Source organism: Ruegeria sp. P8 (genome assembly GCF_056534665.1).
Genome location: NZ_JBQERC010000002.1, coordinates 208,875 through 223,837, shown reverse-complemented (window position 1 = coordinate 223,837; position 14,963 = coordinate 208,875). Strand labels below are relative to the sequence as shown.

Sequence of the window (14,963 nt, the reverse complement as noted above, 5' to 3'; positions counted from 1 at the left end):
CACACGCTCATGAAACGCGTTGTCATTACCGGAGCAGGTACGATCAATTCGCTGGGCCATTCGGTCCCTGACACGCTGGAAGCAATGCGCGAAGGTCGTTGTGGTATTTCGGAACTTGAATTCCGGGATGTTGATCGGTTGGCCATCAAGATCGGCGGACAGGTCCGGGGTTTCGAGGCGGAAGGGCGGTTCAACCGACAGCAGATGTCGCTGTACGACCGCTTCACGCAATTCACCCTGACGGCAGCCAAAGAGGCGATTGAGCAGTCGGGCATCGAGTTTCACGGCGAGTTGGCAGCAAGATCAGGTGTTGTTCTGGGAACCGCGGGTGGTGGTGTTTCGACTTGGGATGACAATTACCGTTCTGTTTATGAGGATGGGAAGAACAGGGTACACCCCTTTGTCGTTCCAAAGCTCATGAACAATGCAGCCGCCAGTCATGTTTCAATGGAACATAACCTGAAGGGCCCCAGTTTCACCGTGTCGACAGCATGTGCGTCATCAAACCATGCGATGGCTCAGGCCTTTCAGATGGTGCGCAGCGGCGCGGCTCCGGTCATGGTTACGGGCGGGTCCGAATCGATGTTGTGTTTCGGCGGTGTAAAAGCCTGGGAAGGTCTGCGCGTGATGTCGAAAGACGCGTGCCGCCCGTTCAGTGCCAACCGCAACGGAATGGTGCAGGGTGAAGGGGCTGGCGTCTTTGTCTTTGAGGAATACGAACACGCCCGCGCCCGAGGGGCCGAAATACTGTGCGAAGTTGTCGGCTTTGCCATGTCATCGGATGCCTCGGACATTGTGATGCCCAGCAAACAAGGGGCCGCGCGTGCCATGGCCGGTGCCTTGGCCGATGCGAAGCTGAACGCAAAAGATGTGGGTTATATCAACGCGCATGGCACCGGAACGGCTGCAAATGACAAAACCGAATGCGCAGCCGTGGCCGACGTGTTTGGGCCGCACGCAGACGATCTGATGATATCGTCCACGAAGTCCATGCACGGCCACCTGATAGGCGGGACCGGAGCTGTTGAGCTGCTGGCCTGCATCATGGCACTGCGGGACGGTGTCATTGCACCGACGATTGGATATGAGGAACCGGACCCGGAATGCGCGTTGGACGTGGTCCCGAACGAAGCACGCGAAGCAAAGGTCAACGTCGCGCTTAGCAACGCATTCGCCTTTGGTGGGTTGAATGCGGTACTGGCCCTGAAGCGGGTTTAGTGAAAAAGCCGCCGTTAATAAAACGGCGGCTTCCACGGATGTTTTTTCTTAGTTTGTGTTGACGTTCAGAGCGTCAAAGCCCGATGTGAAGCCGGAGAGCGACATGTCCATTTCAAGAACCTGATCCGGGAAACGGGCGGGAACCAGTGAAAACGTCGCTTTGGTACCAGCTTTCATCGCGTCGATATCCCCTTGGCTAAGACCTAGTTGCGCGATGCAGCCCACGGGAACGCATTGGTGGTAGTTGTACAATTTACGCGGCGCGCCATCGATTGACAGGGCCAGTTGCGCTTGCAGCAGAGTTTCGAGGGGTACGATCACATTTGCCCAAGCAACGGCGGCACCACCTTCTGGCAGTTTCCCGATGGATACTTCTGCGATCGGATCACCATTTTTACCCTCCAGAACCTGAACGATGGCGCAAGGATCCTCGCCTTCCTGTGCCTTGATACAGGATACGTCCCAATCGCCGAGTTCTTCCTTTACGAACTGTTCTCCGACCCGGGGGCCTTCCTGACCAAGGTCCAGACCGGCGTCTGGCGCGGTTGTGGTTGTGTCTTGTGCATACGCTGCGCCGGATAGCAGAACAGCGGCGACCGTGTTGAACGAGAGGATTTTCTTGAACATGAATGCCTCGGGTTGATGATTGATCTTTTTGCTTCGTTTAACACTCTTCTGAACCAGTGTCAGGCACTAACAGAACAGCCTTTGCGAACGTGAACGGATTCTTGCCTGAGGCCTGGAACCGCACCTTCGGAGATTAGAAAAAGGGAGCTGTTCGACCAGCTCCCTTCCCCATAAGTTTCTCCCCGTCGGACTGGCCGACTTATTTATGCGCAAACCCTACGGAAGGGGCGCACACGGGTCAACAGCTATCCTCAATTTTTAATCTATGCGCCAGAATAATAATCCGATGGCCAAACCAAAAAGGCCGTGCCAGCAGGCACGGCCAGTCGACAGGGAGGAAGTCTGCCCCGCACTGCAAGGCAAATAGACTATCGCAGTCAAAGGTTAACTTTGTATGCTGGCGGCAGATCGGTGAACAATAAGGCAATGTTAATGGGCACGAATATCTTTTTGGGCGGTGGCGGTGAAAACTATGGCCAGCCGCAGGAACTGGCGTTGAAATATGCCAACCGCCACGGGTTGATTGCCGGGGCAACCGGTACCGGCAAAACCGTGACATTGCAGATTCTTGCAGAAGGTTTTTCTCAGGCGGGTGTCCCGGTATTCCTCTCGGATGTGAAAGGGGATCTGTCTGGTCTGGCCCTTCCTGGAAGCGAGGCCCACAAACTGCATCAGGCCTTTCAGGACCGGGCCAGTCGGATCGGGTTCGAGGATTTTGCCTATTCTGCCTGCCCGGTGACATTCTGGGATTTGTTCGGTGAACAGGGCCATCCAGTGCGCACGACGGTGACAGAAATGGGCCCGCTGTTGCTGTCGCGGTTACTGGAGTTGAGCGACGCGCAGGAAGGTATCCTGAATATCGCATTCCGCGTGGCCGACGAAGAAGGGATGCCGTTGCTGGACCTCAAGGATCTACAGGCGCTGCTGGTCTGGATCGGAGAGAATCGGGCGCAACTGTCATTGCGATACGGCAATGTATCCACGTCCTCGATTGGGGCGATCCAGCGACGTCTGTTGGTTCTCGAGAATCAGGGCGGAACAAAATTGTTTGGCGAACCGGCGCTGGATCTGGCCGATCTGATGCGAACTGACGAAAACGGGCAGGGAATGGTGAACATTCTGGCATCAGACCAGCTGATGGCAGCCCCACGGCTATATGCAACGTTCCTGTTGTGGCTGTTGAGTGAACTGTTCGAAGAGCTGCCAGAGGTTGGAGACCCCGAAAAACCAAAGCTGGTGTTCTTTTTTGACGAAGCCCATCTGCTGTTCGACGATGCGCCAAAGGTTCTGGTGGACAAGGTCGAACAGGTCGCCCGCCTGATCCGTTCAAAGGGTGTGGGTGTATACTTCATCACTCAGAGCCCCGCTGATATCCCGGAAGATATTCTTGGACAGCTGGGCAACCGTATTCAGCACGCATTAAGGGCATTCACGGCACGGGACCGAAAGAACCTGCGGCTGGCCGCTGAAACCTATCGCGAGAACCCTACTTTTGACACGGAAACGGCAATTCGCGAAGTCGGCGTTGGCGAAGCTGTCACCTCAATGCTGCAAAAGAAAGGTGTTCCGGGCGTGGTCGAGCGTACGCTTATTCGTCCGCCGGGATCTCAGCTGGGGCCAATTTCAGATGCCGAACGCCGGGATATCCTTGCCGCTTCGGCGATGGCAGGGAAATACGACAAGAGCATAGATCGAAAATCTGCCTTCGAGATTCTTCAGGCGCGGGCCCAAGCTGCGGCCAATGCCGCAGAACTGGCCGAATCCGACGAAGTTCTTGAAGCGCAATCGCCGATCGAACGCGAATATTCTTCGGCCCGCAGATATTCGGGCAGCCGGGTCGGCCGGTCCTCCTCCCGGGTTGAGCGCAAGCAGGACACGTTTGCTACGGCAATGACCGAAGCGGTGATCAAAGAGCTTAAGGGCACAACCGGGCGCCGGATCGTGCGCGGTATCCTCGGCGGATTGTTTCGCAACAGGTAAAAACGTGGCGTCCTTGGTGGGCGCTACAGCGTTTACTTCAGTCGGCGTTGGCCTTCCTGGCGACAATAGGCGTCAGCCTCGGGAACAGACATCTTCGTGGCTGGGAAGTCGATTGCACGGTCCCAGGTGACGCGATCCTGACGATAGAGCTGACAGGTCACGACACCTTTAGGTGTCTGAACCTTGACGGGCGTCGTCTCAAGATCTTCGGGGCTGGGGACACAAGCGGATAACGCGACCGCAATAGCCGGAAACAGAATGAGTGATTTCAGATGTGGTGCTTTCATTTTCTACTCTTATCTACTCGTCTTGTTGATCGATTGAAACGGCATAGGCGAGGGTGAGTGCCAGCAACCTGCCGCAAATCGAAAACACTGTGGTGGGTTCGTTTATTCAGAAAAACCTTAAGAATCAAGAAACCGCGCCAGATAAGTGGCGCGGTTTTGCACATTGGAACGTGGCGCGGACCTATTTCTCGGGGATCAGACCCCTTGGGCTGAATCTGAGAACAATCAACAGGATCAGGCCCATCGTGAACAGGCGCATATGTGCGGCACTATCAATAAGATGTGCCTTCAGCGCGCTGCCATCCGGCAAGCCTGCAGTGATAACACTCATCAACCACAAGCCAATCGGTTCGACCTGAACCCACAAGAACCAAATCAGGAACGCACCCAAAACGGCCCCGAAGTTGTTGCCCGAACCGCCAACGATCACCATGACCCAAACCAGGAAGGTAAAGCGCAGCGGATTGTAGGTGCCCGGCGTCAGCTGTCCGTCCAGAGTGGTCATCATCGCGCCTGCGATGCCGCAAATGGCCGATCCCAATACGAAAATCTGCAAGTGGCGACGGGTGACGTCCTTGCCCATCGCTTCGGCTGCAATTTCATTGTCGCGGATTGCGCGCATCATACGGCCCCACGGGCTTTTCAGCGCCATTTGCGCCATCCAGAGCAGCACCAGAAGAACCAGCATGAACAGCAGCGAATACCCAAGTTTCACCGAGAGGGTGGATGCAGTGACCGGATCCAGCCCCAGCCATTCGGCGCGGGCAAGAAAAGCCGGATCTTGCTGCAAGTCAACTTCATAACCGACAACTGGGGAGGGACGCGGGATGCCATAGACGTTCTTCACGCCGCGGGCCAGCCAGTCCTCGTTCTTCATGACGGCGATAATAATCTCGGCGATACCCAGCGTGGCAATCGCCAGATAATCTGACCGCAGCCCTAGCGCGGTTTTGCCAATCAGCCACGCCGCCCCGGCAGCCAGCAGACCTCCGGCAGGCCAGGCCAGCAGAACGGGCAGGTTCAGTCCACCGATGTTACCGGCAATCGCCGGGTCAATGGCCTCGACCGCGGCAACATTGGGGTCGAACACGGCCCGGTAGAGGAAGAAGCCGACGATAAGGACAGTGATTATTGTGAGCGTCTGCACCCGGCCTTTGGGCATTCTTGTTGCCACCAGTACTGCAGCAACAACGGTGGCAGCCCCCAGTAGCAAGGACAGAACGATACCATAACCGCCTGCGCCCCAGGCGCCTGGGGTAGGCGCTGTTGATACCAGCACAACCGCCAGACCGCCCAGCGCGACGAAGCCCATGACCCCTACGTTAAACAGGCCCGCAAAGCCCCATTGCAGGTTCACACCGATCGCCATGATGGCCGAGATCAGCCCCATGTTCAGGATCAGAACGGCAGTGTTCCAGCTTTGCGTGAAACCGGTCAGCAGAATGAGACTGCCAACAGCTATGAAAAGCAGAGTGTTTTTGACAGATTCGGTCATACTGCTTTCCCCTTGAACAGGCCCGTGGGCTTAAACAGAAGCACGATCAGCAGGATGACAAAGCTGACAGCGAATTTGTAATCGGTGGACAGGAGCTGGACCAATCCGGACGGCTCCAGGTTTTCGGGGGCCACATAGGTCAGTACTTTTTTCCAGGCATAGGTGATCGTCACCTCGGAAAACGCGATGATGAACCCGCCGGCAATTGCGCCCAGTGGGTTACCAAGGCCACCCACGATGGCCGAAGCGAATATCGGCAGCAGAAGCTGGAAATAGACGAAGGGTTTAAAGCTCTTGTCCAACCCGTAAAGAACACCCGCTGTGGTCGCCAAGGCGGCCACGATGATCCAGGTGATCATCACAACACGTTCAGGGTTGATGCCGGACAAAAGCGCCAGATCCTCGTTGTCGGAATAGGCGCGCATCGATTTCCCGGTTCGTGTTTTATTGAGGAACCAGAACAACAAGGCCACGGCAATAACGGCCACTATCAGTGTAATCCCTTGCGAGGTCTTGATAGCCAGCCCCTCCTGAAGGCCCGTCATGGATTTGAAGTCCCGCGCGGATATCAGAAATCTTGCACCGTCCGAAAACTTTTGGTCATCCGGCCCGATGATAAAGCGCACCAAACCGTTCATGATGAACATTACACCCATAGATACGATCACAAGGATAACCGGCTTGGCCTTTTGTTCGCGGTAAAAGCGGTAGACCAGTCTGTCCGTGACCAACACCAGCAGGATGCAGCCAAGGATGGCAAAGGGCAGGGCGAGCAGGGCAGTCGGCAACGGCCCAAAGCTGACACCAGCGGCCTGTAAGCCCCAAGTGACAAGCACAGCGATCATCGCCCCAAAGGCCATGGTGTCACCATGGGCAAAGTTCGAAAACCGCAGGATGCCGTAGATCAGGGTCACGCCAAGCGCCCCCAATGCCAACTGACTGCCATAGGCAATCGCAGGCACGATGACAAAGTTGGCCAGTGTGACCAACGCGTTCAGTAAATCCATGAATTCTTCTCACTGTCCGGGTGCGGCTTTATGGCATGTGTACCATTGGTAATTCAACACACGGCTATGGTTTTCAACGAATTGGACGAACGTTTTTTGCCAGGGTAACGCGGAACCAGCAAGGCTTGTGAGTTTCCGAGAACCAAACGCGCAGGTGAAGCCGCGCGACTTTTGAGGTCAGCGTGGCCACCCGGCAGTATTGCTTGGATGCAAAGTCACGCCTGAACGTCTTGGCATTTGCCGAAATCCTCGTCGGCATGGGGACCTTTGACAGACAGATCATAGGACATGTCGTCAAGTTGAACCACCAGCGTCATCACGTTCTGACCTTCGATATACATGAACGTCATGCTGCCCACGCCTTTGAGGATCACAGCATCGCCTGTGGCTATTGGGGTTTCAATGCTACCTTTGTCACCGTCCGCGGCACGGCTAAGGCGGATTTCGCTGCCGTCGCGGTCGGAGGTGCACAATAGGTGGCGTTCTTCGGCTACTGCCTGAGTGGCCGAAAATAGCGCAAGCGGCAAAGCGATCCAGAGTTTCATAGTCTGCGGGTCCTTGTCTTCGATTTTGCATTCGCCTTCGAACTGTCGAGCCAATGGTTCAGTAATATGGCCCGACCGGCGTGGATGGCCCGCCTAAAGCTCCATTATGTCACAAATTGAACTTAAGCGTGTTTTTTGCCCTTTGAATAACGCGTGAAAATAACCGATTTGGTCTCGTGAAAGAGCCATTAAAACAAGTAAATAACAGTCATGTTTAACGTCCTCAAATTCAACGCACCATTATCCTGACATATTGAAAACACAATCAGACATGGGTTGAGCGATTCAGGTTCAAAGTGACTCGCGCCGGGCCGTTCTATCTGCCAATCTAGGGCCCCAGATTGTTTTTGTCTCAAGCTGAGCGCACACCACCTCACCTGGCCTCAAGTTCCGGTGAAATGGCTGGGTCAGGTCTATGATACGAAAGGGTTTTTCCTAAGTTCACTTCGTTGAGCTGCGGAAGATGTGATTGTCGAGCGCAGCCAGGACCGAAATATAAGGCTGATCTCGCGAGCGTAATAGCGCGCGAGGGCAGGCATAAGTAACCGAAGGAAGAAACTCATGAGATTTACCGCGCTGATCACGGCTGGCCTGTTGATGCCCACATTCGTACAAGCTGCAATCGACGACCCGCTGAATGGCGCGGATTTTGTCGTCAATTGCCTCTCCGACAAAAACGGGGGATCGGTGACTCTGGCGCGGTCGGGTGAGACGGACAAGGGGTTCATCGTGGCCGAAAACATCAAGGGCGAGGCGCAGATTATTCCCGGTCTGAACTCGCTCACCTTCCTGCATATCATGGATCAGGACGTGGTGACCTTTGTGGTGGATTTCGATAACCTGCACTATGACATGTCGGTCAAAGGCCCACATGCCGCGAATGACTCCGGATGTTGTAGCAATCCGGCGGGGTGAGAATTAGGAAGGCGGTTGTACTTGGTTATGCAGTGATTTTCTGCACTGTTTTCCTTGAAGCAACGTGTTTCTGCGAACCCACTGCTAGAATGAGGAGGACGGTGCGCACCAAAAGGGAGTTTGCGCGCCGTCTCATCCTCAACCGCCCAAGAAACTCTTTCTCACTTCCGGATCAGCCAGCAATTCCTTGCCCGTACCGGTATAGGCGTTTCGCCCCTGAACCAGAACATACCCTTTGTCCGCAATCTCCAGCGCCTGGCGGGCGTTTTGTTCAACCATCAGAATCGGCAGGCCGGTGCGTGCGACCTCGATGATGCGGTCAAAAAGCTCATCCATCACGATGGGTGAGACACCTGCGGTGGGCTCGTCCAGCATCAGGACCTTGGGTTGCGTCATCAGCGCGCGACCCACGGCAACCTGTTGGCGCTGACCGCCAGACAGTTCGCCGGCAGGTTGGTTGCGTTTGTCACGCAGAATTGGGAACAGATCATAGACCTGCTCCATTGTGTCCGAGAAATCGTCGTGACGGATAAAGGCACCCATTTCCAGATTTTCCTCGACAGTCATCGAGGTGAAAATGTTCGATGTCTGAGGAACAAAGCCCATACCGCGGATCACGCGGTCTTGTGGGGTGAGGCTGGTGATATCCTCGCCGTCCAGGCGTACAGAGCCGGCGCGCACATCCAGCATCCCAAACACGGCCTTCATCGCCGTTGACTTGCCCGCACCATTGGGGCCGACAATGACTGCGATCTCACCCTTGTCCACGGCAATGGTGCAGTCGTGCAGGATGTCCGGGCCTTTGCCATAACCGCCGGTCATGGTGTCGCCGATCAGAAACGGGCCGCCTTCAACGCGATGAGTCGTCCCGCTTTTACGATGCGCAGGCGTCATTGTTCCGATACCTTGCGTGTTGGTAATCGATGCGTCCTTGTTGCCCTTGTCGTCCTGATAGGGGTTGTCGCTCATGCCAGCGGTCATGTCTGGGCCTCCAGCTTGTCTTTGTTTTTGAGGCCGGTGCCAAGATAGGCTTCGATCACGTGCTCGTTTGCCTTGATCTCATCCAGAGTACCCTCGGCCAAAACCTTGCCCTCGGCCATGCAGATGACCGGGTCGCAGATCTTGCCGATGAAATCCATGTCGTGCTCGATGACAACAAATGTATAACCACGCTCTTTGTTCAGGCGCAGGATCGTATCAGCGATGGTCATCAGCAGGGTGCGGTTCACGCCTGCTCCGACCTCGTCCAGAAATACGATCTTGGCGTCCACCATCATGGTACGACCAAGTTCCAGCAGTTTCTTTTGACCGCCCGAAACCTGACCGGCCTTGTGATCGGCCAGATGTTCGATGGTCAGAAACTCCAGCACCTCGTCTGCCTTGGCTTTCAGCGCGCGTTCTTCATCAGCGATGCGCTTGCGTCCGAACCAGGTATTCCATAGCGCCTCACCCGATTGCGCACCGGGCACCATCATCAGGTTTTCGCGGCAGGTCATCGACGAAAACTCATGCGCGATCTGGAACGTGCGCAGCAAACCCTTGTGAAACAGCTCATGCGGGGGCAGGCCGGTGATATCTTCACCATCCATAACCACCTTGCCGCTGGTCGGGGGCAAAACACCGGCGATTACATTGAACAGAGTGGTTTTTCCGGCCCCGTTGGGCCCGATCAGGCCGGTGATCGACCCTTTTTGGATTTCCAGCGACGCCCCGTCCACCGCGTGAAACCCGCCGAAATGCTTATGCACGTCCTCGACGACGATCATGGTATCCCCTTGCCTTGTCCCCGTGAAACGAGGTGCAGCCTTTTGTCATTGAAACAGCCCGGGCACAAGGCCCGGGCTGTTTGATTTTATGGTTTGATATGCGGGATCAACGGAAGTTGACGGTCTTGTTTTCGCCGTCGGTCACTTCGATCTCGCGGTAAGACCCTGCGCTTTCTCCGGGGCCGATCAACTCGACACCGGACGCGCCGACATAGTCGATGTCCTGACCGGCGGCCAGCAGTTCCAGACCTTTGGCCAGTTCACCCGGATAGATCTTTTCACCCGGTGCATTAGCGACGTCCATAACTTTGCCCGCGTAATCTGCCGGGTTGGTCGAACCGGCGGCTTGCATGGCGAACATGAACAGCGCTGCCGCGTCATAGGATTCGGGCGAATAGGGCGACGAACCGTCAAATCCGGCTGCTTCGGCCAGTGCAAAGTACTTTTCTGCACCTTCACCACCCGACCCGGCGATCTGACCGAACGAGCCGTTCAGGTCGGGGCCGACATTTGCGGGCAGCGAGTCGCCAATCATGCCACCGGGCAGACCAAAGGTGTCAAACGCACCGCTGTCCAGCGACGACTGGATGATGCCCAGACCACCCTGGTCCAGATAACCCGCGACAACCAGAATGTCTCCACCGGCCGAAGCCAGCGCGCCAACTTCAGCCGAATAGTCGGCCTTGCCATCTTCATGCGCCGTAACGATGGTCACTTCTCCGCCAACCGCTTCGAAGGACGTCTGGATCGCATCGGCCAGACCTTTGCCATAGTCATTGTTGGTATAGGTCAGCGCGATCGAGTTGATGCCGCGATCCTTGAGGATATCAGCCATAACCTGACCTTCGCGCGCATCCGACGGCGCGGTGCGGAAGAACAGGCCGTTGTCCTCCATGGTCGACAGGCCGGGCGAGGTCGCCGAAGGCGAGATCATGACCATGCCGTTTGGAATGGCAACGTTCTGCAGGATCGCGCCGGTTACACCCGAACAGTCGCCGCCAATGATGCCTGCAACGCCGTCGGCGATCATACGCTCGCCGTTCGAGGTGGACAGACCATTGTCGATACAGCCGGTATCGGCACGTACACCAGCCACGCTGGCACCGTTCATGAACTTGCCGGATTCGTTGACTTCGGCGATTGCCAGCTCAGCACCCGACCCCATGGCAGGGGCCAGCGATTCAATGGGGCCGGTAAAGCCGATCAAAATCCCCAGTTTGACATCTTCGGCCATGGCTGCGCCGGCCAGCAATGCAGTTGCTGCAGTTGCAGTAAGCAGCTTTTTCATATGGTTACTCCCAGTTGTGAACGTATTCGTTCTGGCGACGACCCTAGGCAAGCTGTTCGGAAAAGAAAAGTCCTAACGCAAACGTGTCTTTTTCGGTTGAAAATCTATCTGTTTTGTTGGGACTCACTCCTGATTGTTATCGAAAGGGATCAGAATGTTCAGGACGGCGATGATTCTGTCTTTCTCACTCTGCGCCTTGAATGCCGCAGCCCAGACGTTGTCGGTTTCCACCGGAATGATCGAACTGGAAGAAATGATCGGCGGGCTAGAGACCCCATGGGCGGTTGGCATTTTGCCCGATGAAAGCTTCCTCGTTACGGAACGGGATGGAAGGTTGCTGTATGTGCGAAATGGACAAGTTGGGGATGTTTCAGGCGTTCCAAAGGTTGCGGCTCTGGGGCAGGGCGGATTGCTGGACGTCACGATTTCGCGCAATTTCAATCAAAGCCGAGAGATCTTTCTGACCTTCGCAAAACCTCAGGGCGACGGTGCAGGGACTGCGGTTGCGGTTGCGCACCTGTCCGAGACTGGCAAAAACCTTCAGAACTTCCGAGTAGTTTTCGTGGCATCGCCAGGTGGTACAGGTGGTCGCCATTTTGGCAGCCGTGTGGTCGAAGCGCATGATGGGACATTGTTCGTGACCCTCGGTGACCGGGGAGAGGCGGAGAATGCACAGGATCGGTCCAATCCTTTGGGCTCGGTCATTCATATCAACCGCGATGGGACGGTTCCGGCAGATAACCCCTTTGTCGGGCAATTGAATATCGAACCCGAGATATGGTCATACGGTCATCGAAATCCACAGGGCGCGGATTTGGACGCGCTTGGCCGACTTTGGATTTCGGAACACGGGGCGCGGGGTGGAGATGAAATCAACCAACCCCGCGCAGGTGTCAATTACGGCTGGCCTGTTATCTCCTATGGTACGCATTATTCGGGTGAAAAAATCGGGGAGGGTACATCCAAAGAAGGGCTAGAACAGCCAGCTCACTACTGGGATCCTTCCATCGCGCCGTCCGGCCTGCTGGTTTATTCCGGCAAGCTCTGGCCGCAATGGGCAGGTGATGTTTTCGTAGGATCTTTGAAATTTGACTATATCGCCCGACTTCAGGGCGATCCAATGCATGAGGCCGAACAGATCAGAAGCCCTGAAACCGAGCGTGTCCGCGATATCGTCGAAGCGCCAGACGGGTCGATCTGGTTTATCTCGGTTGGTAAGGGGGCAGTTTACAGAATATCTCCGGCGGAGTGACCTTACACCGATAGCCGCCCGCTTTGCGCTCCGCGTTCGCGATAGGGCGTGGTGTTGTAATGCGCGCGGTAGCATTTTGAGAAATGGCTAGGCGAGGCAAAGCCGCATGCCAGGGCTACGTTGATGACGCTCATATCTGTTTGCATCAGCAGGTTCCGCGCTTTGTGCAAGCGAAGTTCCATATAGTACCGCTTGGGCGAGCGGCTGAGATAGCGCCGGAACAGACGCTCAAGCTGGCGAGTCGACATACCGACTTCCTTGGCCAGAATCGAAGGAGAGATCGGCTCTTCTATGTTCTTTTCCATCATCAGGATGACCTGACTCAGCTTGGGGTGACGCACGCCAATCCGTGTCGGTGTAGATAGGCGCTGCGTGTCCTGATCTGTCCGGATAGACGAATAGATCATCTGATCCGCCACCGCATTTGCCAGGTCTTCGCCGAAATCGTCTGCAATCAACTTGAGCATCAGATCGATAGACGAGGTCCCTCCAGCCGTCGTCATACGACCGCCGTCAATCTGAAAGACAGCTTTCGTCAACTCGACCTCATCGAATTCTTCGATGAAACTGTCTGAGTTTTCCCAATGTATCGTGGCGCGCTTGTTGTCCAGCAGGCCGGCCTTGGCCAAGGTATAAGCAGCCGTGCACAGGCCGCCGATCCGCAATCCGCGCCGTGCCTCGCGCCGCAACCAGTTCAGAATGCGTTTGGTGGTCGCGGCTTGTACGTCAACGCCCCCGCAAATCAGAACGACATCGTCGCGTTGCAGTTCGTCCAGGTCACGATCCAGTTTGAATTCGGTTCCGGCCGAGCATGAAATCGAATCTCCGCCTTCACCTGAAAGCGTCCATGTATAAAGTTGTTTGTCGGCCATGCGGTTTGCGATGCGCAGGCTGTCGAGCGCCGACGCAAAAGACAGCAGCGAAAACTTGTCCAGCAGGACAAAAACGAAATGGCGGGGTGTGGCCCCAGCATTTTCCACCGTGACTGCTTGGCGTTGCACTTGCATGACAAAATGTCCTTAATTCTGCGCGGGAAAACCTGGTATCCGGCGACGTATTTGGCAGTCACCATGATCAAAGCTTGTTTGCGGCGTCAAGAGGCGCAAATGGGATATGGTCACTCTTCATTGCTTTTTGTATAGAGGCGACCTGAACACTTCAGCGGAGATCAAAGCTATGACCGAATGGCAAAAGTCGAACTGGCGCAACAAGCCCCGGGTTCAGATGCCAGACTATACCGACGCGGCCGCATTGGCCAAGGTCGAGGCCCAGCTTTCGCAGTATCCCCCGCTGGTCTTTGCCGGTGAAGCGCGGCGCCTCAAGCAACATCTTGGTGCCGCCGGTCGCGGCGAGGCCTTCCTGCTTCAGGGCGGGGACTGTGCTGAAAGCTTTGAACAATTCAGCGCCGATGCGATCCGTGACACCTTCAAGGTGATGCTGCAAATGGCGATGGTTCTGACCTATGGTGCCAAGGTGCCCGTGGTGAAGGTCGGTCGCATGGCCGGTCAATTTGCAAAGCCGCGCAGCGCCCCGACCGAGGTTGTGGATGGTGTAGAACTGCCCAGCTACCGGGGTGACATCATCAACGAACTGGCGTTCACGCCCGAAGCGCGGATTCCGAATCCCGGAAAGATGTTGCAGGCCTACACGCAGGCGGCGGCCACGTTGAACCTGCTGCGTGCCTTCTCAACCGGTGGCTTCGCCGACATGAGCCGTGTTCATTCGTGGACGCTGGGCTTTACCGACGAACAGGACGTTCAGAAGTACTCCGAGGTGGCAGACCGCATTCAGGACACCATCGACTTCATGGAAGCAGCTGGCATCACGGCAGACACGACGCACGAATTCTCGACCGTTGAATTCTACACCAGTCACGAAGGTCTGTTGCTGGAATATGAAGAGGCGCTGACCCGTCTGGATTCGACCTCGGGCAACTGGCTGGCCGGGTCTGGTCACATGATCTGGATCGGCGACCGTACACGCCAGCCTGATGGTGCACATGTCGAGTTCTGTCGTGGCGTTCTGAACCCGATCGGTTTGAAATGTGGTCCGACGACGACGGCAGAAGACCTCAAAGTTCTCATGTCGAAGCTGAACCCTGAAAATGAAGAGGGCCGCCTGACCCTGATCGCGCGCTTTGGTGCAGGCAAGGCGGGTGAACACCTTCCGCGTCTGGTCAAGGCCGTGAAGGAAGAAGGCACCAAGGTCACCTGGGTCTGCGACCCGATGCACGGCAACACCATCAAATCGGCCACGGGCTACAAAACCCGTCCGTTCGATTCTGTCTTGCGTGAGGTACGCGATTTCTTTGGCGTGCATCAGTCTGAGGGCACGATCCCCGGCGGTGTCCATTTCGAGATGACCGGTCTGGACGTTACCGAATGCACCGGTGGTGTGCGGGCCGTGACCGAAGAGGATTTGTCGGATCGTTACCACACCGCTTGCGACCCGCGCCTGAACGCGTCTCAGTCGCTGGAACTGGCGTTTCTGGTGGCGGAAGAACTGACCAACCTGCGCCGCAACGGATCAAAACGCGCAGCAATTTAAGCGTCTAAAAAGAGAAAAACAGCGGGCCATCGGTCC

The 14,963-nt window shown here is 56.0% G+C and carries 14 protein-coding genes; 5 read left to right on the top strand and 9 right to left on the bottom strand.

Features of this window, described 5'->3' with window-relative positions:
* Positions 1–9: 9 nt before the first annotated feature.
* Complete coding sequence (locus ACR0BZ_RS04515) at positions 10–1,218, top strand: beta-ketoacyl-[acyl-carrier-protein] synthase family protein (protein WP_480485622.1); 1,209 nt, start codon at positions 10–12, stop codon at positions 1,216–1,218.
* 48 nt (positions 1,219–1,266) lie between these two features.
* Here ACR0BZ_RS04515 and ACR0BZ_RS04510 read toward each other — a convergent pair whose 3' ends face one another.
* A complete protein-coding gene (locus ACR0BZ_RS04510) occupies positions 1,267–1,845 on the bottom strand; it encodes an invasion associated locus B family protein (RefSeq protein WP_480919566.1) in 579 nt (192 codons plus the stop codon).
* Between the two features lie 432 nt (positions 1,846–2,277).
* Here ACR0BZ_RS04510 and ACR0BZ_RS04505 point away from each other — a divergent pair, with 432 nt between their 5' ends.
* Positions 2,278–3,825: a helicase HerA-like domain-containing protein gene (locus ACR0BZ_RS04505; protein ID WP_480919565.1), complete on the top strand. Its 1,548-nt coding sequence runs from the start codon at positions 2,278–2,280 to the stop codon at positions 3,823–3,825.
* Between the two features lie 32 nt (positions 3,826–3,857).
* On the opposite strand, the gene ACR0BZ_RS04500 is transcribed toward ACR0BZ_RS04505, so the two are convergent.
* The 4 genes from ACR0BZ_RS04500 to ACR0BZ_RS04485 all read right to left on the bottom strand — a co-directional run bounded on the left by ACR0BZ_RS04500 (position 3,858) and on the right by ACR0BZ_RS04485 (position 7,159).
* Positions 3,858–4,112, bottom strand: a complete 255-nt coding sequence (locus tag ACR0BZ_RS04500; protein WP_480919564.1) for a hypothetical protein — start codon at positions 4,110–4,112, stop codon at positions 3,858–3,860.
* Between the two features lie 181 nt (positions 4,113–4,293).
* Positions 4,294–5,607, bottom strand: a complete 1,314-nt coding sequence (locus tag ACR0BZ_RS04495) for a branched-chain amino acid ABC transporter permease (protein ID WP_480919563.1) — start codon at positions 5,605–5,607, stop codon at positions 4,294–4,296.
* Positions 5,604–6,614, bottom strand: coding sequence for a branched-chain amino acid ABC transporter permease (locus tag ACR0BZ_RS04490; protein WP_267366195.1), 1,011 nt, complete (start codon positions 6,612–6,614; stop codon positions 5,604–5,606). The genes ACR0BZ_RS04495 and ACR0BZ_RS04490 overlap by 4 nt, the downstream gene beginning before the upstream one ends.
* Before the next feature lie 215 nt (positions 6,615–6,829).
* Positions 6,830–7,159 (bottom strand): hypothetical protein, encoded by a 330-nt coding sequence (locus tag ACR0BZ_RS04485; protein ID WP_480919562.1) that lies wholly within the window; start codon positions 7,157–7,159, stop codon positions 6,830–6,832.
* Between the two features lie 561 nt (positions 7,160–7,720).
* Between ACR0BZ_RS04485 and ACR0BZ_RS04480 the strand changes: the two genes are divergently transcribed.
* On the top strand, positions 7,721–8,074 hold the full coding sequence (locus ACR0BZ_RS04480; protein ID WP_480919561.1) for a hypothetical protein: 354 nt from the start codon (positions 7,721–7,723) through the stop codon (positions 8,072–8,074).
* 138 nt (positions 8,075–8,212) lie between these two features.
* Here the strand turns inward: ACR0BZ_RS04480 and ACR0BZ_RS04475 are convergent, their stop codons facing one another.
* The 3 genes from ACR0BZ_RS04475 to ACR0BZ_RS04465 form a co-directional block, all read right to left on the bottom strand.
* On the bottom strand, positions 8,213–9,043 hold the full coding sequence (locus ACR0BZ_RS04475; protein ID WP_267366696.1) for an ABC transporter ATP-binding protein: 831 nt from the start codon (positions 9,041–9,043) through the stop codon (positions 8,213–8,215).
* 8 nt (positions 9,044–9,051) lie between these two features.
* Positions 9,052–9,840 carry an ABC transporter ATP-binding protein gene (locus ACR0BZ_RS04470; RefSeq protein ID WP_209596275.1) on the bottom strand — a complete coding sequence of 263 codons (789 nt, stop codon included), beginning with the start codon at positions 9,838–9,840 and terminating at the stop codon, positions 9,052–9,054.
* Between the two features lie 106 nt (positions 9,841–9,946).
* Entirely contained in the window at positions 9,947–11,128 is a 1,182-nt protein-coding gene (locus ACR0BZ_RS04465; RefSeq protein WP_209503916.1) for an ABC transporter substrate-binding protein, read from the bottom strand.
* Between the two features lie 154 nt (positions 11,129–11,282).
* On the opposite strand from ACR0BZ_RS04465, the gene ACR0BZ_RS04460 reads away from it, so the two are divergent.
* Positions 11,283–12,380 (top strand): PQQ-dependent sugar dehydrogenase, encoded by a 1,098-nt coding sequence (locus ACR0BZ_RS04460; protein ID WP_480919560.1) that lies wholly within the window; start codon positions 11,283–11,285, stop codon positions 12,378–12,380.
* Between the two features lie 2 nt (positions 12,381–12,382).
* Here ACR0BZ_RS04460 and ACR0BZ_RS04455 read toward each other — a convergent pair whose 3' ends face one another.
* Positions 12,383–13,387, bottom strand: coding sequence for a GlxA family transcriptional regulator (locus ACR0BZ_RS04455; protein ID WP_267365697.1), 1,005 nt, complete (start codon positions 13,385–13,387; stop codon positions 12,383–12,385).
* 169 nt (positions 13,388–13,556) lie between these two features.
* Here ACR0BZ_RS04455 and ACR0BZ_RS04450 point away from each other — a divergent pair, with 169 nt between their 5' ends.
* Positions 13,557–14,927, top strand: coding sequence for a class II 3-deoxy-7-phosphoheptulonate synthase (locus tag ACR0BZ_RS04450; RefSeq protein WP_480919559.1), 1,371 nt, complete (start codon positions 13,557–13,559; stop codon positions 14,925–14,927).
* Positions 14,928–14,963: the final 36 nt, after the last annotated feature.